This window comes from Occallatibacter gabretensis, assembly GCF_001449115.1.
Taxonomy (GTDB): Bacteria; Acidobacteriota; Terriglobia; order Terriglobales; family Acidobacteriaceae; genus Telmatobacter; species Telmatobacter gabretensis.
Map to the genome: position 1 here is coordinate 1,325,067 of NZ_LAIJ01000009.1, position 20,185 is coordinate 1,345,251.

A 20,185-nucleotide genomic window follows, 5' to 3' on the forward strand; every position below is an offset into this window, starting at 1 on the left:
TCGGCGCGGCGAATCAGTCCGGCATAGTATCGTTATCCCGAATTCAATTCCTGTATTCGGGAGCTTCTCCAGATGCGTTTTCTGCGCGCTTATTGCGATCCTCGCGCCATTCTTTGCGCTATTCTTCTGCTCGCCACCCTATCTGCGCTTGCCCAAACGCGCGAAGCAGATGTGAAGATCGCCTTTGCGCGCGCGCAGCACCTCCGTCATGGCATCAATGCTTCCATCTGGTTCGCGCAGCATGCCTCCGACTACTCAGCGCACCACACCGACACGGAGACAACGCCGGACGATATTGCCATCATGGCGAAGCTCGGCTTCGATAACGTACGTGTCAGCGTCGATCCGACACCGCTTGAGCAGTCAATGGCGGGCCATAGCGATTTCCTCACCCGGCTCGACAAAGCTGTCGATACCATCCTTGCCAATGGCATGGCCGTCGAGCTCGACATTCATCCCGAGCCGCCTTTCAAGCTGGCTGTGAAGACCACCGGAGACGGAGTGGACCGCTTTGTCGCAGTCTGGCGGCGGCTGGCCGCGCACTACGCTGACCGCGATCCCGAGCGCGTTTTCTTCGAAGTGGAGAACGAGCCTGAGGTCAATGATCCCTACCGTTGGGCAGGCATCCAGGCTCGCGTTGCAGCCGCCATCCGCGAGTCCGCGCCCAAGCAAACCATTATTGCCACCGGCGCCAACTGGAGCGACATCCAGGATCTGCTCGCCGTGGAGCCGCTGGCCGACGGCAACGTGATCTACAACTTTCATTACTACGATCCGCACGAGTTCACGCATCAGGGAGCAACGTGGGGATCGCTCTACTGGACCTGGGAGAAGAAGATCCCATATCCGTCGGATGAGGCAGTGATGGAGGATCGTTTGAAGCAGATTCCCGACGCAGTTTCCCGCTACCGGGTCAAAAGCTACTGGTTCGATCATTGGGACGCGCACCACATCCGGCTCATGATCGACTCAGCTGGTGAATGGGCGCGTGCCAATAACGTGCCGCTCATCTGCAACGAGTTCGGCGTCTTCCGCCAAGTCGTCGAGCCGGCAGACCGCCTGCGCTGGATTCACGACGTTCGCACCGCGCTCGAAGCAAACTCGATCGGCTGGACGATGTGGGATTACCACAACGGCTTCGGCGTCGCAGTAAAGGATGCGAATGGCAAGTCGGTCGTCGATCCGGGAACGGTGGAAGCGTTGGGGCTGAAGAAGCAGGCTGAATAAACCAGAATCGGAGTATCATTTTAGGTATGGCAACGATCCACATTTCGGAGGCTGAGGCTGCCCGCGACTTCGCCGGACTTATGGCACGCGTTCGCTCAGGTGCGGAGGTGGTTATCGAGAACGAAGCTAGCGCCGTGGCTGTTGTTCGTCCAGCCGATCCTGCTCCAGGCCGTCTGCTCTCCGAAATCCTCGCAGCTGCCGAGGCGCGTGGTTCTTCGGCGGTGCTCGATGGCAGTTTCGCTCGCGATCTGGAGGCTGTTGTCGCCAGCCATCCTGAGCCGCTCGAAAATCCATGGGACTGATACTTGACTCCAGCATCGTTATAGCTGCTGAGCGCCAACGCGAAGCCGTACCGCAATTAATTCAGCGAATTGTCTCAACGGCCGGTGACCAAAGGGTTGCGCTTTCAGCGGTGGGGCTCACTGAGCTTGTCCATGCTATTTATCCGTGACAAATCCTGCTCAGCGCCAGAATCATGAGCGATTTCTTGAAGATCTTCTAGCTGATATGGAAGTGGTCTCTTACTCCAGAGAGACAGCCTTGCTGGCCGGGAAGATTGATGGCCAACAACGCGCTCAGGGCATAACCATCCCTTTCGCTGACTTACTGATCGGAGTTACTGCTTTGGAGTATGGATATGCGGTAGCGACCGTCAATCTTCGTCATTTTCGTTTGATTCCCGGTCTTGAGATTGTGCAGCTTTAGGTTTTTTTCTTGATAGATAGACATTGCCCACGTCTCTAAAGCGAGACGTGGGCAATGTCGGATTTGCAGATAGGGTTGATTACGCTTACTTTCCTGTATAGCTCACATGCCAGATCGAGCGTGAGCCGTCATCCGACACAAACAGTGATCCATCCTTGGCCACCGTCACGCCTACGGGGCGTCCCCACACCGTGCCGTCCGCGTTCACAAAGCCGGTGAGAAAGTCCTCGTACTCGCCTGTCGCGTGGCCGTTCTTCATCGGCAGCCGGACCACCTCATAGCCTGAACGCTGCGCGCGATTCCATGAGCCGTGCTCGGCGGCAAAGCCATCTCCGCGATACTCCTTCGGGAACTGCTGTCCTTCGTAAAACAGCATCTCGAGGGAAGCAAAATGCGGGTTCACCAGAATGTCCGGCGTAATCACCTTCGACTGCAGCTCTGGATGCTTGCCTGGATGGCGCGGGTCCTGTAGTCCGCCTCCAGCTTGGCCGGCGATTCCGTGGTAATAGAACCAGGGCCAGCCGTAGAAGCCGTCTTCCTGCACATGCGTCACATAATCCGGCACAAGATTGTTCCCGAGGCCATCGCGTTCATTCGTCGAGCACCACAGCTCGCCGGTCGTAGGGTTAATCGCCTCACCCACGCAGTTGCGTATGCCGCTGGCGTACACCTTTACGAAGCTGCCCGTCGGCGTAAACTGCAGCACATCGGCGCGGTGCGTTTCCTCAGGATGCGTGTCCGCATCATCCACGTTGGAGTGCGATCCAACGGAGGCAAAGAGCTTCGTTCCGTCCTTGGAAAAGACCACATCGCGAGTCCAGTGGCCGCCTCCGCGCAGCCTGCCGCCGCCGGGCAGCTCGGCAATGTTCACCATCTCGCCCGTCGCCTTCAGGTCGCCATTGTGATACGGAAAGCGCACAATCTGGTCGGTATCGCCGACATAGAGATATTCCGGATTCGGCCCCAGCGGATAAAACGCAATTCCGAAAGGCTGATGCAGCCCCGTGGCGAAGACTGTCGTCGTCAGAGCTTTTCCATCCGTGCCCACGCCGCGAAAGATCACGATCTTGCCCGTCTCGCTCTCGGCCAGAAAAATGTCGCCATTGGGTGCGGTGCGGATCAGACGCGGATTGTCCAGGTCTGTAGCATAGAGCTCCACCTTAAAGCCCGCCGGAGCCTTGGGCCACGCATCATTCGCGCGTGGAACAACCTTCGGCCCATTGTCCACTGACTGCTCGGGCGCAGGTCCGGGCAGGTCCGCGGTGGTCAGGTGCCGGCGAGTTCCGGGCGACTCATGCTGCGCATCTGTAAATGCGGCCTGGCCGGTAAGCACGGTCTGGTTCTGAGCGATTGCGCTGCCTGTGAACACAACAGCGGCTGTAGCAAGAGCAGAAAGCACACGATAGTGGCGCATGAAAAACCTCGCGATAGTTTTTGCCTACGTTGTAAGGACGAGCGGAGCTGCAAGGAAGTCAGCGAAAATCTGTTACTTCGATGCGCTCCCTTGTGCCGGAGATGCCGCATCTTCTGCGGCAAAGGCCGACAATGCAGATTGAGTCAGTGTTGCCTTTACTACTACGCGCGTCCGATCCTGGCTTACCTGCGCGGTTTTGAGCAGCTCCTTCAGGCCGCGGTTGGCCGGCGTCTCACCCAGGGGAGCGGTCAAGATGCCGGCCACATCCACAAGCTGCTTCAAATCCGCATACTGCCTGGCCGCAACGGTTTCCGTCGGCGCAATCTCTTCCACGCGCAAGTGCAGCAGTCCCGACGAAATCGACAACCCAGGCGGCAGCCCCGGTGTCACGCTGGCAACAATCGTCGAGTCTGAGGCCAGCGGCAGCTCGAAGCCCAGCACATGAATCGTGCCGCTTTCGTTAAACGGCAACCCTATCTCCCCCACGCCCCACGCCAGCGAGAGCAGCGGCACGTCATGGTAGTGCGCAGCCAGCAGCGTTGAGTTGGCAAAAGGCAGTGCTGCGGTGCGGTGCCGGTCAATCATCGAGTGAATCTTCTCAGCCGTCGGATAATTCGACACCGCCATCATGTCATAGCCAATCTGCGTTACGCGCACTGTGCGGCCCTCGGAAGGGATGCTGTAGATCGTGTGGCCTGCGTAGGCCTCCTGTGCCGCCGCATGGCTCTCAAGCCAGCTTTTCAGCTTCGGCCCGGTGAGTTTGCCCACCAGCACCATGGAATACGCCACAGGGCCGTTCGGCCCGCGCGGATCATCCATACGATGCAGCGCCACCGCCACTTGGTCCAGATCCTGCTCCCAGTCAATACCCGTGGCGTCAATGAACTGCTGATACTCGGGATCGTGCGTCGGCGGTTTCAGATCACCGTGCCGGTCGCGGCGCAGAAAGGCGCGCATCGGCTGCAGATTCACATACAGAATGCCGTCGGCCTCGGGCAGCAGTCGCGCAGCCTCCGGCGGAGCTTTGGAGCGCAGAAAGATGGCCAGCGCAAGCAAAAGCAATACCGCGGCCACTGCCAGAAGTGTTCTGCGCGTGCGTCTATTCATTCCTTTGAGCCGTAAGCAGCCATCAGGAATAAAGCTAACATTCGGGGCCTATTGCGCGGGGACGGTTGTAGCAGTGAGTTCCGCGTCCAGGTGTACGCTCCCGCCGGTGACATTCAACTTCCTGTCCCAGTCAGTGAACCCCTTCTTTTTAACAGTTATCTCATGCGTGCCGGGAGCGACAGATACCGTAGAGGGAGTGTTGCCCACAAAAGCTCCGTCGATCTCAATATCCGCGCCGGGCGGGGCAGATTCAATGATCAGACTTGCCTGGCTAATGGGGGCGGCAACAGCTCCGACTGACGCCAGCGGGGCTGCACCGAAGCGCGACATATCCAGGTGCATATCTCCCTGAACAAAGGCGGTGATCTCCGTTCCCTGTGGAATCGTAATGTCTTTTCCATGTATGAAGAGAAATAGCGGCGCCGCTGGAAAGAAAACGATGGATGTGGCGACCATAGCGCCTGTCATAGCGCCCACATGTCCGCCGCCCTTGGTATCTTTCATTGCTCTCAGGGCTACCTTTTCCTGATCGGAAAGCCGGGCATAGCTAATGCTGATGTTGAGCTTTCCGGCGCGCCCCATGCTTCTCTTCGGGTTGGCGTCAGTCACAGTGCCGATCGCGGTTGCGCCTTTCGGCAGCACAACAATGTCATCTACCTTTACGTCTTCGATGACTTCAAACGGAATTTCCTGTCCGACTTTTGCATCAGCCGATGAGATCGATTGGCTTATGCGAAGCTTGATCGGCATACCGTCGAGAAGAGTATGATGCTGGGGCAGTCCTGCTGGGGCCTGCGCCTGTGCTTGCTCCGTTGCAAGCGTGGGCGTGCTTGGTGCAGGAATAGCTTGTTGTGCCAAGGCAATGGAGCAAGAAAAAAATACGACAACTAAGAGTGAACGCATGACTTCTCCTTAGGACTTTCAGAGCACAGGAATTAGGCCCAGAGGTGTGCAGAAATGATTGAACGAATCAGCGCAATTTGCAACGAATATCTGGCAAAACATTTATGTCCGTCGTTATTTATCTATAACGACTGCCTCTGCGATCGCTTTGTCCCTTTTCCCGCATTTGCTACCATATCTTTGTCGTATGTCCCGCCTTTATCCATCCCGCGCATGTTGTCGGTCGAACCACTTCGGCGGGTGGCCCCTCTAGTCTCCGATTTCCCTCTGGAAAGCAATTCCGGAACAATCGACTCCTGAAGAATGACACCCGCGTAGCTGCCTGAGGCTGTGCGATTCTTCGTGTGTGTTCAGCCTCCATCCATCCGCAAAACTTCATGGAGGCCCGAATGCCGCTCGCAGAACAACTCGTCCCAGCAAATACAAAAAACGCATCTTTATCCCAATCCAGCGAGCCAATTGCCGATGCCGGCGGCGGAAAGACCGCGCCGGGTCCGGTCACATCGATCGAGCGTCAGGCGCGCTGGCGTCATCGCGGCGGGGTGCTGGAATTGTCCGGCCCTGCTGTGCTCACCTATGCCATCGAGCGCTCGCTCCTGCTGGCGGGCGCGGCCACCGTACGCATTGATGTAGAAAACTGCGAGTTCGCTCTGCATCCGCAGCTTCTGGATACCATCACCACGCTGCAAACCCGCGCCGGCCTGCTCACGCTGCTGGTCCGCACGCAGCAGGATGCCGTGCTCACCGCGCACACGGCAGATCAATCCATCCTTCTTGACGTTTCCCAGCCCGACTTTGCACCATCCACCGCCGTCGCCGCCGTACACCGGCTCCTGTACGAGGCAAATATTCTCATCTCTCCGGAATTACTGGGGGAAGGATCGGGTATCTAACGAGCCCGGCCGCGCTCTTAGACCGTGCTGTAACACCACGTCTTTCCTGCATCCGCGGGCCACCTCCAGCATCCAAGCAGCCATGGAATATCGTCTTCTTGGAGGCTCCGGCCTCAAGGTCTCAATTCTCAGCTTTGGCGCTGCCACTTTTGGCGGCACCAATGAGTTCTTCCGCGCATGGGGCAACACAGACGTTGCCGAAGCAACGAAGATCGTCGATATCTGCCTCGAAGCCGGCATCAATCTCTTCGACACGGCCAACGGCTATTCGGACGGCGCATCGGAAACTATCCTCGGCAAGGCTCTCGAAGGCCGCCGCGACCAGGTCCTCATCTCCACGAAAGCCTTCTTTCCGACGGGTACAGGACCGAATGACGCTGGCTCCTCGCGTTACCACCTGCGTCGCGCGCTCGAAGACTCGCTCCGCCGCCTTAACACGGAGCACATCGACATCTACCACATGCACGGCTTTGACGCGCTCACGCCGATCGAAGAAGTGCAGGACACGCTGAACACATTCGTCCGCGAGGGCAAGGTTCGCTACATCGCCGCTTCCAACTTCACCGGCTGGCAGTTGATGAAGTCTCTCGCCGTGGCGGAAAAATATGGCTGGACGCGCTTCGTCGCCCATCAGGTCTACTACTCACTCGTCGGCCGCGACTATGAGTGGGAGCTGATGCCGCTCGGCCTCGACCAGAAGGTCGGCGCGCTCATCTGGAGCCCGCTTGGCTGGGGCCGTCTGACCGGCAAGCTCCGCCGCGGCGCAAAGATCCCCGACGAGAGCCGCCTGCATAAAACCGCCCAGGCCGGCCCCACCATTCCCGAGGAGTATCTCTACAACGTTGTCGACGCCATCGACGAGGTCGCAAAGGAAACCGGCAAATCCGTTCCGCAGATCTCGCTCAACTGGCTCCTCCAGCGGCCCACGGTCAGCTCCATCATCCTGGGTGCGCGTAATGAGGAGCAGCTCAAGCAGAACCTCGGCGCAATCGGCTGGAACCTCACGCCGGAACAGGTTGCCAAACTCGACGCTGCCTCCGCCGTCGTGCCTGCTTACCCCTACTGGTGGCAGCGCAACAACAATACCCAGCGCAATCCGCCAGTTGTGTAAAAGCTACTATAAAAACTGAGGCCCGCCTGCAAGAGGCGGGCCTTTAATTTTCCAATCAGTCCGGCTTATATTGCCCCGTCCAGCGCACCTTCCGCAACCGGGTCCACGACTTTAAAGCCCTCAGTCCGGGCAGCTTCCAGCATCTGTGCTGAAGCCGTTACAAACACAATCTCCGTGCCCGGAAACATCTCCCGCGTCACCTGTGCAGCGGCAATCTGCAGCGCATCGGGCCAGCGCAAAGCGCTTTTATCCAGCAGCTGCCGCGCCGCCTCCAAGACAGCCGGGTTCAGCGGCTCCTGCACTGTCCGCGCCGCCTCTGTCCGCAGGCTTTCGAGCGCTGCGCCCGCGTCTTCATGGCTGATGCCGCCGGTGCGCTCACGCCGCCGGATGGCCGCATACACCTCCAACGGCGTCGAGGCGGCGATCAGCTTGCGGTTGTCCTCCACGGACTCCACCAGCCGGATCAGCGCCTCAGTGCCAGGCTCCCGCACAAACAGCTTGGCAAAGGCCGTGGCTTCCAGAAAATAGCAGGTCACAGAGCGCCTCGTTCTTCGTCCATCACTGCGGTCAGCGTCTCACCTTGGACTGAAACCGGGTGGAAGCGGTGCGCCTCCTCCGGAATCCCTGCTTCAGAGCGATTCAGCCGGATCGTTGTCGTCGGATAGGCCGGCGTCTTCGGGTTGGCAATCTTGCTTGTCAGCACCACGCCACGCTGAATCGCCTCGGCCAGTATCGTCTGCCGCATCTCCGGGCTCTGGTTCCACCGGAAGCTCTTGCGCGGCAGAAACGAATCGCGAAACCACTTCAGCGCAATAAACGCATGTCCGCCGCGCTCCGCCTCTGCCAGTGCTCCGCACAGCTCCTTCACGCGGCCGTCCATGTCAGCCGGCAAAATCATCTCGTCTTCGCCGTCATCATCCTGGTAATGCACTTCATGCACAGGCACGGTTGCCCGGGTCGGCCTTACAGGAGCCTCTTCCCCATCCACGCGCTCAAAGTAAATTCGCAGCTCATCTTCTTCCGGCGACCACGATTCCGCCGAAGCGTTGCGGCGCTTGCTCCGCCCGCTTTCGCTGCACAATTCCACAATTGCCTGGTAGCCCGGCGGCGCCAGAAAATGCAGCGCACGGGACAAACCAGGATCCTGCGAGTACCCAAGCTCAGCCAGCGCTTCCTCGATCATCTCCTCTGCATCCGGAATGCTTAAACTACTTACATCTACATTGGCCTGATATGCCCTGCTCGGCTTCATCACTGACTCTCCGTATCCGCTTAACTATTCTTCTCGCAAGAATTCCAACGCACGGCCTGGCGGCCGGCTGTCTGTTATATGTGTGCCCTGTCTCATAGAGCGTTGCTTGTGGCTGCGCAACCTGCCCCGATGGCCCCCCGGCTGCTCCATGCCGTTGCGAGCGTTCTTATGTGCCGGTATATCTGAGAAAAGGACCTTAACTTAAATAAGGTCAAGATAGGGTTTACCTAAAGTTGTTCCTGAAACTACCCCGGTAGTGTATATGAATTTCATAAAGACCGACACCCTCGAAGCACGTCCACCTTCATTGCCTACTGGAATGGACGTATCAACACACTGCCAGGATTCGGTGTTTGATTGGGATTGTAACCTGATTTCTATCTAACCCAGTCAGAAATCTGCCAAATTTCCATCCTGTGGAACGCTCCTGCTCTTGTTTCCGGTCTCCTCGGCTGCCCCGTCCTGTCAATCCCTCGTACAATAGCACTATGCGTCGCTGTCTGTTGCTGATAGCCGGGCTTCTTCTACTTTCGCCCCGGTTCGTCCATGCGGACAACCCCGCCTTCGACCTGGTCGGACCAAAAGTCGATCTCCGCGTGAAGCGGGGCGACATAACGCTTCCGATTGCCCAAACTCCCAACCTGCTTCCCGGCGACCGGCTCTGGGTCCATGCCGATCTGCCCGAGACCCAGCTCAATCATTTCGTGCTTGTCGTCGCTTTTCTGCGCGGAGTCACGAATCAGCCGCCCAATGACTGGTTCACTCGTGTGGAGACCTGGAATCCGAAGGTACGCAGCGAAGGAGTCTTTATTACGGTGCCAGATGGGGCCGAGCAGGCACTCCTGTTTCTCGCCCCGGAGACCGGAGGCGACTTCACCACGCTCCGCAAGGCCGTCCACGACCGGCCAGGAATTTTCGTTCGCGCCGCACAGGACCTCGTCTTTGCAAGCTGGGAGCGCATGCGCCTCGATACTTATCTGGACGACGTCCGCGAGACCAACCAGATTGACGCCAAAGACCTGAAGGACCGCATGCAGTTGTCGGCTCGCTCGCTGGGCATCAAGCTCGATCAGCAGTGCTTCGATCGCCCCGTCGATCAGCAGGCCACCTGCCTTACCCAGCATACGGAAGGCGTGGTGCTCGACGACGCCAACGCACAGTCCCTGGTTACGCAGATCGCCAACGGTTCCACCGCCGACCTGATGAATCAGCTCAGCTATTCCAATATGGGCGGCGCAGGCCTGTACAGCCCGTACATCGGCGCCATCATCGATACGGTCAGGATTCTTTCTTCGCTCCATACCGCGCACTTTCAGTACATCCCCGCTCTTTCGCTGCCGACGAAAGACACCATGAATCTCCGGCTCAACGTTCCGCCTTCCTTCCGGGATCCCAAATCCGTCGTAGTAGTAGCCCTGCCGCCCATCGGCCCATCCAAGCCGCCACCGGTGCGCGATATCAACTCTATGGACGCCCAGTGCATCGAGAAACCCGATCTCGCTCTGCCCATCGACAACGCGCCGCTGATCTTCGGCACGGATATGGCGCATGATCTTAAATTGCATATCGAGAGTTCGCAGCCCTATACGGATTTGCCGGTCCGGGCTGAGTCCACTCGCGGCGGCCTGATTCTGACCGGCTCTCTACCCGCATTGCCTGTCGGCTCCTTTACCGCATCGCTGCACGGCAAATGGGGCTTCGATGACTGGGAAGGTCCGCGCTTCCGCCTCGTCACAGCTGTCTCCGGCAAATGGCAAGTGGCTCCCGCCGACCAGTCCGCGCTCGTCGTAGGCCGCGAGGACAAGCTGCATATTCAGGGCGAGACTGCACAATGCGTCTTCAGCGTGGCGCTTCGCGAAGGGCCGAACTCCTCGAAGATTGTTCATTTCAAGTCTTCCGGTTCAGACCAGCTTGAGGTCTCCGTGCCGCTTGAAAAGGCGTCTCCGGGCCAGGTAACCCTTGAAATTCACCAGTTCGGAACCGACAAGCCCGATACAGTCTCCGTGAACTCGTACGCCGAAGCCGCATCGCTTGACCGGCTCACTCTTTCAATTGGCGATCGCACGGCCACGCTCAAGGGAACTCGCCTCGACGAGGTGGCAAAAGCCGAATTTGAAAACATTGCCTGGACTCCCGACGGCCTGGCACGCGTGGAAGACTTTGATCGGCTCACGCTCAAAACCGACGCAGACACGGGTCGGCTCTCAACTACCGGCAGCTACAGCGCTAAAGTGAAGCTCCGCGATGGACGCGAGCTGAAGGTTCCGGTTACGGTGCGTTCATCCCGTCCCCACGTGAGCCTGCTTAATAAAGGCTCGCAGGTGGACGGCTCAATCCCGGTCCATCTGGGTAGCGCAGAAGACTTCGCTCTCGATGCCAAGCTCGTCTTCTTCCTCAAGTCGGAGATCCCGCAGAGCTTTCCACGTAATGAGAACGTGGAGGTCGCGGCGGCAGACGACAGCTTCCACACCATGCTTTCTATCTCCGACGGTTCTCTGGTCCTCGAAGACGCCCGCACAGCTCTCGGGACCATCGATCCGCTTGCCAAATTCGGCCCCTCGGCCTTTGGCCCTCTGCGCGCCCGCGCCATCTCAGCCGATGGTGTACCCGGCGAGTGGATGCCGCTCGGCACACTGGTCCGCATACCTGCTTTCAAGGAACTGCGTTGCCCGCGCTCCACGGCCAAACCATGCACGCTGACCGGCAACAATCTCTTCCTGGCCCAGACCATCGGAGCTACGCAGGATCTCTCGGCCGGAGTCGAGGTTCCTCCGGACTTTACCAGCGGCCAGCTCATCGTGCCCCACCCGGTCAACGGCCAGCTCTTTCTTAAGCTCCGCGACGATCCCGGGACCGTACAAACCCTGACGCTCCCCGTCACTTTAGCGCCGCCCGGAACCCAGACCGCCGCCGGCCAGCCTACACCGCCAGGCCCAGCCGCAGCTTCGGCCCCAGTCCAGACGCTCAATCCGGCTGACACCCAGCAAAAGCCGGAATAGTTCGGAACAGTCTTAGGAAATTGCAGCGCGAACGCCAAGTTCGTCAGCCAACTCACCGAGCCGCCGGTCTCTGGTCCAAATCGATATGGACTTGTCCAGAAGAGCCGAAGCTATCAGATGAAGGTCCGTGATACCGATTCCTCTTCGGAAGAGCTTCCGAAGTTCCACCAGAGCAAACAATTCATCAGTATCCGATACCGGAACCTGGTGTAACAGGGTCAAGTCATCCAGTACTTGTTCTCTGCGGGCGATTGAACCCAAGGCCAGCTCTAATCGAATGAGCGGATGTGTGGCAACTTCATCGTTTTGAAGCAGATTTTGTAGCGGCACTTCGGGTTTTCGCAAATGGTCAATCCAGACCGAGGTATCAACCAGGATCATTCTTCCGCCTTGCGTCGTGGCGCGGCTTCCGCTGCCGGATCACTTCCTCCAAGAGCCGCCAGCCGCCGTGCCGCTTCGTTTCGTACCAGCCGCGTAAGAGCCTCTCTTACCAAGGCAGCCTTTTCCTTGATGCCGGTGTAACGCTCGGCCTGCTGCATCAGTTCGTCGTCGAGTGCGATCGTTGTACGCATGGAAACCCCTGTATGCATATAATAGCATCAGTTTGATGCTTAAATTCGTGCCTCTACGAGAGTGTCGCAGTACGTCGCAGGAATATTGTTGAGTTTTTCAGCGTAACTGCCGCAGCCGCGCGCAGGCCTCGTCCAGGTCAACGTCTTTCTTCGCAAAGCAGAACCGCAGCAGGTTTTCGCCACGTCCTTTGGAGAAGAACGCACTGCCTGCCACTGCCGCTACTCCTGTCGCCTTCAGCAGCTCGCGAGCCTTCTCGGCAGCCGTCGCACCCGGAAGATTGGCCGCATCCGCCAGCACATAATAAGCGCCCGCCGGAACGCTCGGCGTCATACCCGCATCCCGTAGAGCTGACACAATCCGCTCCCGCTTCGACTGGTGATCCGCTGCAATCTGCGTATAGAAACTCGGCGGAAGCTGTTCAAGCCCCGCCGCCGCTCCATGCTGCAGCGCTGACGCCGCGCAGACATACGTCAGATCGTGGAAGTACGACATTGCGCCCATCCACTGCGCCGGTGCCGTTACATACCCAAGCCTCCAGCCCGTCACCGAAAAGGTCTTCGAGAAGCCGGAGATAACAATCGTCCGCTCTCTCATCTCCGGCAGCGTAGCCGGAGCTATGTGCCGCTGCCTGTCATAGACAAAGTATTCGTAAATCTCATCGGTAAAGAGAAACAGGTCGTGTTCGAGGCATACTTCTGCCACCGCTTCGGTCTCGGCGAGCGTAAATACCTTGCCGCTCGGATTTGCCGGCGTATTCAGAATGATGGCCCGAGTCTTCGCCGTCACGGCAGCTTTCAGCGCGTCCACATCCAGCGCAAAGTCACCATCGGCCAGCGGTACGAAAACTGGCTTCACGCGCATCGACTTCAGGGTCGCCACATGATAGCCGTAAAACGGCTCAAAGAGCAGGACCTCGTCGCCCGGATTCAATAGCGCCATCACCGCGGCATGCAACCCGGCCGTTGCGCCGGACGCTACAAGGACCTCGCTCTCCGGGTCATAGCTCAGCCCGTAGTCTCGCTCCTGCTTGACGGCAATCGCCGTACGCAGCCGGCCAATCCCGTCCAGCCGCGTGTAAATGTTATGCCCCTCGCGGATTGCCGCAATCGCAGCTTCTTCCACCACAGCCGGAACCGGCGTGTCGCAGATACCCTGCGCCAGGTTAATACCACCCATCGCGTCGCAAGCCAAGCTCATCGCGCGGATCTCGGACTGCACCGCTCCGGGCGCAAGCTGACTTAGGTAGAGCCGTGATACAACAGGCGCAATCGTTTCACTCATGAAAGGCGCTCCAGCTACATCTTATCGTTAGCACAATATGGCTATATTGTGTACCGTTTCTGGACGTCTGTAACGCCTTTTAAGTACCCCCGTGACGGGGACCCATGCAGTTTTCCACTCATGTTTTCCCGATCGTGGCTACATTAGAAGTAGTTAAGAACGGCCGCGGCGTGCATCTAACTCAATAAGTGCCGCAAGAAACTCTCCCGAAAGGAAGAGAACTCACTTTGAATAACCAGAGATTCTCCCCCACCGGAGCCTTTGCGCTCGCGGTAACAGTCTTTTTTGCATTTTTTTCCGTTTCCTTGGTTGTCTCCCAGGCTGCTCCTCAACGGCTCGCCGTCATGCGGCCTGACCCTCAGCCCGCGGTGCTCCCAGTCAGGCTTGGCCTCGGTCGAGATCTAGGGCTCCTCGCTGGCGAGACGCGGCTCGACCGCATGATTCTGCTCATGAAGCCCACGGCTGGCCAGCAGGCAGACCTGAACACTCTGCTCGCGGCGCAGCAGGATCCACACTCGCAGCAGTATCACCAGTGGCTCACGCCCGCGCAGTTCGGTGCACGCTTCGGCGCCAGCGCGGCAAACCTCGCGAAAGCCTCTGCGTGGCTCCGCGCGAACGGCTTTAGGGTAGATGAAATTCCCGCAGGCCGCGGCCTCATTTACTTCTCCGGCAATGCCTGGCAGGTTGAGGAAGCATTTCACTCACCCATTCATCGCTTCGTATCTGCTAACGGCGAACATATTACCAATGTGGTCGCGCCCGAGATTCCCGCATCTCTCTCCGGCTTTGTCGCCGGCGTGGTCTCGCTGAATAATCTGCGCCGCCAATCAGCGATCCAGATGCACAAGCAGCTTACCGCGCGCCCGCAGTGGAACCTTGACGAATCGCACTACGTTTTCCCCGGCGACCTGGCGGCAATCTACGATATCAACCCGCTTTACGCCAGCGGAACCACGGGAGCAGGCGTATCTATCGCCATTGCAGGCCGCAGTAATATCCTCACCTCTGACGTGGCTGCCTTCCGCGACGCCGCAGCGCTGGCTGCTAATAAGCCCACGGTAGTGCTGCCTGACGGCAATTTCTTTCCCTCGCCCGGCGACCAGGCCGAAGCCACGCTCGATGTCGAATGGGCCGGCGCCATCGCTCCCGCCGCCAAAGTAACGCTCGTCTCTGAGGAGTCCACGGCCACAACCGACGGTGTCGACCTTGCCTCCGCATACATCGTCAACAATGCTGTCGCGCCGGTTGTCAGTCTCAGCTTCACCTCCTGCGAGCAGGATATGGGCGCATCGGAACTCACCTTCTACAACAGTCTCTGGCAGCAGGCTGCGGCACAGGGTATGAGTGTCTTTGTCGCCTCTGGAGACTCGGGTGTGTCCGGCTGTGATCTTGGCTCCGCTCAAGAGGGAACCCAGCCTGCGGTCAACGGCCTGTGCTCTTCGCCATATGCCACGTGCGTCGGCGGAACGGAATTTTCAGAAGGATTAAACCCCAACCAGTACTGGTCCACCACAAACTCGGCAGGCAACGTCTCCGCGCTCGGCTACATTCCTGAAACCGTATGGAATGAAAGTGCTGTCAATGGAGGCACAGGCCTCTGGGCCAGTGGAGGCGGCATCAGTACTGTCTATCCGCAACCGTCCTGGCAGCAGGCAGTGAATGGCGCGGCAGCAGTAAACGGCATGCGCGCCGTGCCGGATGTCTCGCTCACCGCTGCCGGCCATGATGGATACATCATCGTAGAGGACGGAATTGAATGGATCGTCAGCGGAACCTCGGCATCGACGCCATCCTTCGCCGCCCTCATGGCGCTTGTTGTGCAGTCAAAGGGCGAAAGCCAGGGCAATGCGAATCCGGTCCTCTATTCGCTCGCCGAATCCACCTCCGGCACATCGCAGAATTTCTTTCACCCAACGCCCTCGGGAAACAACGATGTTCCTCGCCTGCAGGGCTACTCTGCCAATGGAGATACCTATAACCTTGCCACCGGATTGGGCTCCGTCGATGCCGATCTGCTCGTATCGAACTGGGGAGCGCCTCCGCCTCCGCCGCCAACACTCACTGTTGCGGCACAGACCCGCTTCGTCACGGTTCTGATCAACACAAGCTCTACTTTTAACGTCACGGTGGCAACGGGCGGGTCGTTCACCGGCAACATCGCACTCAGCGTAACTGGTCTGCCCCAAGGCGTAACCGCGTCCTTAAGCCAGACTCAGCTGCCGAGCGCGGGAACCGTAGCGCTGACCTTCGCCGCCGGACCCAATGCGTCCGCGGGATCGTATCAGGTTACCGTTCAGGCGCAAGGCGATGGAGTCATCGCTACGCAGCAACTCTCCCTCGCGATCGACGAACCTATCCTCAGGGGCCAGGCAAGACCAGTCTTCGGAGGAGTTCACACCGCTCAGTGAGCGGTTGCACCCGTCAGCTTTTCAAAGCCTGCCTTGATCTTCTCCGGAATCGACGCAGGCTCGTCGTTGAGCGAATAGCTGATCTCAAGCACGGTCGCCGGAAGCGCTGGCAATGACTGCAGCATTCCGGCGGTCTTTGCCCAGTCGATCGTGCCATCTCCCGGCCACAGATGCTCATCGCGCACGCCGTGGTTATCATGCACGTGCGTGGATACAATCCGCTTGCTAAGGGTGGAAACAGCCTCGTCAAGGCCAACGGTCGCATGCGCGTGGCCCAGGTCCAGGCATACGCCCACTGAATCCAGGTGCCCAAGATCGAGAATCGTCACCAGGTGTTCCGGCGTGGTCGGCTCGCTCATCAGGTTTTCCACCAGAACTTTCACGCCTAGCGGCCGCGCAAATGCTCCCAGATGCTCCAGCGCAGTCATCGCATACTCAATCGAGCGCGGCGACCACATATCCGTGCGCTCACCCAGATGCACCACCAGGTGACGCAGCGGAATGTGCTCCGCGGATTCAAGCGCACGCTTGATCTCGTCCATTGCGTCAATGCGGCGCGCCTTGTCCGGATGCAGAACATTCACAGCCGGAGCACCGGCGCGGCCCATCTCGCGGTCAGGAAAGAGCGGCGCGTGCATGGAGAACGGCTCCAGGGGATTCGAGCGGAACCAGGTGGCAAGCTCCATCACATGATCGCGGCTCGTATAGTCGAAATGCTGGCGGGCGGCAAAAATCTCCACCGCCTGCGCGCCTGCGCGCTCAGCCAGCTCCAACAGCCCCGGATGCAGGCGCTGATTCAGAAACAAGTGCGTGGAGAGAACCCGCAACATCAAATCGAACACCCCTGGTCGAATCTGCCAAACTGCGGAAACCCGGCCAACCCTACTCCCTATTGTCGCATTGTTTGAATAACTTACAGGTAGTGTCGAGTTAAAGTTCATGGTTACTCAACAGGCAACCATCCAAGCCGCGGATTCGGCCTCTACAATAAAAAGGTGCTGGAACCCGTCACGAATCCGGTCCCGAATCCAATGCAGACTGACCTGGTGCAGATTCAGCCCGTGCGCAGAACGCCTGCGCCCAAGCCTGACTGGTTGAAGGCGCGCGCCCCGCTCGGCGAGAACTATCACAGCCTTAAGCAGCTGGCCCGTTCGCTCAACCTGCATACCGTTTGCGAAAGTGCACAGTGCCCCAACATCGGCGAGTGCTGGAACCATCGTACCGCCACCTTCATGATGCTCGGCAATCTCTGCACACGCCGCTGCGGCTTTTGCGCCGTGCCCAAAGGCAGGCCGGAGCCGATCGATCTGGACGAGCCACGCCGCGTGGCCGAGGCAGTCGCTGCTCTCAATCTGAAATTCGCCGTCATCACCAGCGTCAATCGTGATGACGATCTTATCGGCGGCGCACGCGCCTTCGCCCTGGTCATTGAAGAAATCCGCCGCCAGTCACCCGGCTGCGGCGTTGAGGTTCTCATCCCCGACTTTCAGGGCAACCGCGAAGCCATTCGCATCGTCGTCGAAGCACACCCGGAGATACTGAACCACAATACTGAAACCGTGCCTCGCCTCTACCGCGTGGTCCGCTCTGGCGCGCGATACGAGCGCACCCTTGAGCTGCTGCGCTACTCCAAGGAGCTAAGGCCCACTGGGTTGACCAAGTCCGGCGTCATGGTCGGTCTCGGCGAAGAAACCCATGAGCTGCTTGAGGTCTTCCGCGATCTCGCCGCCGCGCACTGCGACATCCTCACCATCGGCCAGTATCTGCGTCCCTCGCGCGATCATCTGCCCATGGCGCGTCTCTACACGCCGCGCGAGTTTGCGGAGCTGAAGACTGAAGCGCTAAAAATGGGCTTCCGCCACGTCGAATCCGGCCCCCTTGTCCGCAGCTCCTATCACGCGCACGAACAGGCCGAAAGCGCCGTTACCGTCTAAAATTCCGACGTCCTTCAGCAACGCGTAGCCAATCTACATTGAAGAAACTCCGCACATGCCGCGCCTGCGGTGTAATCTGGGTTCCCGTGTTCGCTGATTTTTTACTTGCAGGCTGATCATCTTTCCGTGAAAGTAAGAATCCGGCTTCCGGCAATGCAAGGGCAAGGTGGAAAGATGGCCACAATCAAGCTAAGTGATATTTCGTCAGCCTCCGTCAACGCGACTGTGCTGGACGACTCCGCTCTTGGAAAAACCACCGCATCGGAAATGCATTTTCTGCGCTCTGATGCAATCGGCGCGCTGAGCCAGACGCTCGACCAGGTTCAGATCAACTGCCTTTCAATAGGCTTTGATTTTGAGCCGCCTTTTTCTCTATCCGGCTGCACGGCCAAATTCACGGCGGGCGGCGGCCCCACTGGAGAGCTCGATCTCTACAAGCCCGCGGCTGGCGGAGCCTCATGCCCGCTCATCAAGACCGATCAGTTCGGAACCAAAATCGAAATGGGGCGCAACTACTACCTGGCGCTCTCATTTCAGCTTGGCGTGAAGGCAGGAGGCAGCGCTAAGGACGGCGCTTACACTTTTACACCGTCCAGTTCCGCTACCGGAAGCGCAAAGCTCTATCTGCCCTTTGGCCCCGGCGTGAACGGAGCCTATCCCACCCTGCGGAACGCGCTTGAAACGTTGTTCGGAGCGTTTACCCTCCCGTCCTCGAAGGATGACCTCCTCGACAAAGACAAATTCCCCGTGGGATCTGTATTTGCGTATGACGCTCAGGGCACGATTGGATTCAAGGCGAAGCTCAACTTTCTGGCCGCTGTAAATCCCACGGCAACACCAGGAGTGAGCACCAGCTACGGGCCCATCAGTGTTACCACGGGACCAAGCGTGACTATCGGTGGGGGTTTTACGCTCAGCGGTGAGATTGAAACACGCATCTGGAAGAAATCAGCCACCGTGGTGCAGATCGGTTATTACAAGAAGCAGGGAAGCAGCTTCAACGTTTCCTTTAATGTAGGCGCAGCTGCGGATGTCACCGTCGGAGGATTCGACGTGGTCGCGCAGATCTACAGCCTTCTCGGCGATTCAGGAAAGCTCGATCCTGCATGGCTGAAGGCTCATGTTCCGGCTTCGGTGGCGACGGACGTACAGAATGCGTATAAGGCAGCGGTCGAAACGAAGCTTTCCATTGCCATCGACGCGGAGTGCGATACCTCGGTCACGGATCAGGCGGCGTTCTCCTGGAATTTTGATCTCTCTGCTCTGGATTCGACAGGCCAAAGCGCACTGTCAGACTTGCTCAACGGCGATCTCACCGCCCTGCTGAGCGGCGCGGACCTGCCTGCGGGCATCACAAAAGCCGGTAGCATCCTCGATCGAACGACGGACGTCAAACATACCTTCTCATTCAACTTTCTCGGCCTCTTCGATCATGCTTCCGTTAACGATGCCACGCTCGACATGTCCGCCAAGGTCTCCGAGGACGGGCAACTCATCATCACCGATACCGCGCACCTCACGCGCCTGGCAGCAACAGCCACTCCGCTTGTCAAAGGTGATCAGCTGCGCAAGGTCTATGTAGAAGATTGCGTTGCAACCATCGGCTATTCGGCCTCCTTCGGCAACTTTGTTCCCACGCTGAAGGTTGGCTACAACTATTTTTCGTACAAGCGCCATGCGCATCAGGCCGATCTCCAGCTATTTGTAGATACCGCCACGCAGCTCGGTGAGGCCAACGCCACAGGCGACTGGGCCGCGATGCTGCAGTCTAACTCCGTCAGCCAGGCGGCATCTCTGTTTGCATCATTGGGCTACGACGGTGCCTCCGGCAGAAGTCTCTTTCTCGATGCAGCTCAAAATCCGCGCAGCATCGCGGACTATCAGCAGGTCGGCCGCAATGCTCTGCTGAATACACCGGGCCTCGGACTGAGCCCGCAGTTTATCGCCGGCATGAACAACCCAACGGTGTGGCCGCAGCTCCTCGATGCAGGCTCATCCCAGCACTTCTATCAGATTCTCGGGGTCGATCTGGCCAACCCTCCGCAGTGGGCGGTGGTTTCCTTCACGTGGACGCTGCACGTCGTCTACTGGGCATCTGCCATGCATTCCACAGCCATGGCGCTTCAGAGCGTACTGCAATATCTCACGCAAAATCCGGGCATCTATCCACTACACGACGCCGGATTCCTGAGCAAACGCAAGACCTTTGCAAGCCAGCTCCAGAACGCCATTCAAAAAGCGCCATTGTTTGACGATGCGCTGGGACTCATGACAATCTTCAGCGCAGCAACGCCCCTAAGCAAGTCAGTCACGATCACCTACGCAAGCATCACAAAGACCTACGCATAAGCGCGGACAATAAAAAGAGGGCCGTTGCG

The 20,185-nt window shown here is 58.6% G+C and carries 18 protein-coding genes; 9 read left to right on the forward strand and 9 right to left on the reverse strand.

Annotation, left to right across the window (positions count from 1 at the left end):
• Positions 1 to 72 precede the first annotated feature (72 nt).
• The 3 genes from VO84_RS11840 (at position 73) to VO84_RS11850 (ending at position 1,932) form a co-directional block, all read left to right on the forward strand.
• Complete coding sequence (locus tag VO84_RS11840; protein ID WP_058187806.1) at positions 73 to 1,227, forward strand: glycoside hydrolase family 5 protein; 1,155 nt, start codon at positions 73 to 75, stop codon at positions 1,225 to 1,227.
• A gap of 26 nt (positions 1,228 to 1,253) precedes the next feature.
• Positions 1,254 to 1,529, forward strand: coding sequence for a hypothetical protein (locus VO84_RS11845; RefSeq protein ID WP_058187807.1), 276 nt, complete (start codon positions 1,254 to 1,256; stop codon positions 1,527 to 1,529).
• 145 nt (positions 1,530 to 1,674) lie between these two features.
• Positions 1,675 to 1,932, forward strand: coding sequence for a type II toxin-antitoxin system VapC family toxin (locus tag VO84_RS11850; protein WP_058187808.1), 258 nt, complete (start codon positions 1,675 to 1,677; stop codon positions 1,930 to 1,932).
• 85 nt (positions 1,933 to 2,017) lie between these two features.
• Here VO84_RS11850 and VO84_RS11855 read toward each other — a convergent pair whose 3' ends face one another.
• The 3 genes from VO84_RS11855 to VO84_RS11865 form a co-directional block, all read right to left on the reverse strand.
• Positions 2,018 to 3,346, reverse strand: a complete 1,329-nt coding sequence (locus tag VO84_RS11855; RefSeq protein WP_058187809.1) for a PQQ-dependent sugar dehydrogenase — start codon at positions 3,344 to 3,346, stop codon at positions 2,018 to 2,020.
• Between the two features lie 72 nt (positions 3,347 to 3,418).
• Complete coding sequence (locus VO84_RS11860) at positions 3,419 to 4,453, reverse strand: hypothetical protein (protein WP_157439845.1); 1,035 nt, start codon at positions 4,451 to 4,453, stop codon at positions 3,419 to 3,421.
• A 48-nt stretch (positions 4,454 to 4,501) separates the two neighbouring features.
• Positions 4,502 to 5,356: a PEGA domain-containing protein gene (locus VO84_RS11865; protein ID WP_058187811.1), complete on the reverse strand. Its 855-nt coding sequence runs from the start codon at positions 5,354 to 5,356 to the stop codon at positions 4,502 to 4,504.
• Between the two features lie 389 nt (positions 5,357 to 5,745).
• Between VO84_RS11865 and VO84_RS11870 the strand changes: the two genes are divergently transcribed.
• Positions 5,746 to 6,249 (forward strand): hypothetical protein, encoded by a 504-nt coding sequence (locus VO84_RS11870; protein WP_058187812.1) that lies wholly within the window; start codon positions 5,746 to 5,748, stop codon positions 6,247 to 6,249.
• Between the two features lie 82 nt (positions 6,250 to 6,331).
• Positions 6,332 to 7,360: an aldo/keto reductase gene (locus VO84_RS11875; RefSeq protein WP_058187813.1), complete on the forward strand. Its 1,029-nt coding sequence runs from the start codon at positions 6,332 to 6,334 to the stop codon at positions 7,358 to 7,360.
• Between the two features lie 65 nt (positions 7,361 to 7,425).
• Here the strand turns inward: VO84_RS11875 and VO84_RS11880 are convergent, their stop codons facing one another.
• Both VO84_RS11880 and VO84_RS11885 read right to left on the reverse strand, forming a co-directional pair.
• Positions 7,426 to 7,896 carry a type II toxin-antitoxin system VapC family toxin gene (locus VO84_RS11880; RefSeq protein ID WP_058187814.1) on the reverse strand — a complete coding sequence of 157 codons (471 nt, stop codon included), beginning with the start codon at positions 7,894 to 7,896 and terminating at the stop codon, positions 7,426 to 7,428.
• On the reverse strand, positions 7,893 to 8,612 hold the full coding sequence (locus VO84_RS11885) for a hypothetical protein (RefSeq protein ID WP_058187815.1): 720 nt from the start codon (positions 8,610 to 8,612) through the stop codon (positions 7,893 to 7,895). Before VO84_RS11885 ends, VO84_RS11880 begins: the two co-directional genes overlap by 4 nt.
• A gap of 488 nt (positions 8,613 to 9,100) precedes the next feature.
• Between VO84_RS11885 and VO84_RS11890 the strand changes: the two genes are divergently transcribed.
• Entirely contained in the window at positions 9,101 to 11,611 is a 2,511-nt protein-coding gene (locus tag VO84_RS11890) for a hypothetical protein (protein ID WP_157439846.1), read from the forward strand.
• Between the two features lie 12 nt (positions 11,612 to 11,623).
• Here VO84_RS11890 and VO84_RS11895 read toward each other — a convergent pair whose 3' ends face one another.
• The 3 genes from VO84_RS11895 to VO84_RS11905 all read right to left on the reverse strand — a co-directional run bounded on the left by VO84_RS11895 (position 11,624) and on the right by VO84_RS11905 (position 13,465).
• Positions 11,624 to 11,992: a PIN domain-containing protein gene (locus tag VO84_RS11895; RefSeq protein ID WP_058187817.1), complete on the reverse strand. Its 369-nt coding sequence runs from the start codon at positions 11,990 to 11,992 to the stop codon at positions 11,624 to 11,626.
• Positions 11,989 to 12,183, reverse strand: a complete 195-nt coding sequence (locus tag VO84_RS11900) for a type II toxin-antitoxin system VapB family antitoxin (protein WP_058188735.1) — start codon at positions 12,181 to 12,183, stop codon at positions 11,989 to 11,991. The genes VO84_RS11895 and VO84_RS11900 overlap by 4 nt, the downstream gene beginning before the upstream one ends.
• 97 nt (positions 12,184 to 12,280) lie before the next feature.
• Complete coding sequence (locus VO84_RS11905) at positions 12,281 to 13,465, reverse strand: pyridoxal phosphate-dependent aminotransferase (RefSeq protein WP_058187818.1); 1,185 nt, start codon at positions 13,463 to 13,465, stop codon at positions 12,281 to 12,283.
• A 227-nt stretch (positions 13,466 to 13,692) separates the two neighbouring features.
• Between VO84_RS11905 and VO84_RS11910 the strand changes: the two genes are divergently transcribed.
• Positions 13,693 to 15,873 carry a S53 family peptidase gene (locus VO84_RS11910; RefSeq protein ID WP_058187819.1) on the forward strand — a complete coding sequence of 727 codons (2,181 nt, stop codon included), beginning with the start codon at positions 13,693 to 13,695 and terminating at the stop codon, positions 15,871 to 15,873.
• Here VO84_RS11910 and VO84_RS11915 read toward each other — a convergent pair.
• Positions 15,867 to 16,715, reverse strand: coding sequence for a sugar phosphate isomerase/epimerase family protein (locus VO84_RS11915; RefSeq protein WP_231737895.1), 849 nt, complete (start codon positions 16,713 to 16,715; stop codon positions 15,867 to 15,869). The genes VO84_RS11910 and VO84_RS11915 overlap by 7 nt on opposite strands.
• 189 nt (positions 16,716 to 16,904) lie before the next feature.
• Between VO84_RS11915 and lipA the strand changes: the two genes are divergently transcribed.
• Entirely contained in the window at positions 16,905 to 17,807 is a 903-nt protein-coding gene (gene lipA / locus VO84_RS11920) for a lipoyl synthase (protein ID WP_058187821.1), read from the forward strand.
• Between the two features lie 174 nt (positions 17,808 to 17,981).
• Positions 17,982 to 20,156 carry a hypothetical protein gene (locus VO84_RS11925; protein ID WP_058187822.1) on the forward strand — a complete coding sequence of 725 codons (2,175 nt, stop codon included), beginning with the start codon at positions 17,982 to 17,984 and terminating at the stop codon, positions 20,154 to 20,156.
• Positions 20,157 to 20,185 lie beyond the last annotated feature (29 nt).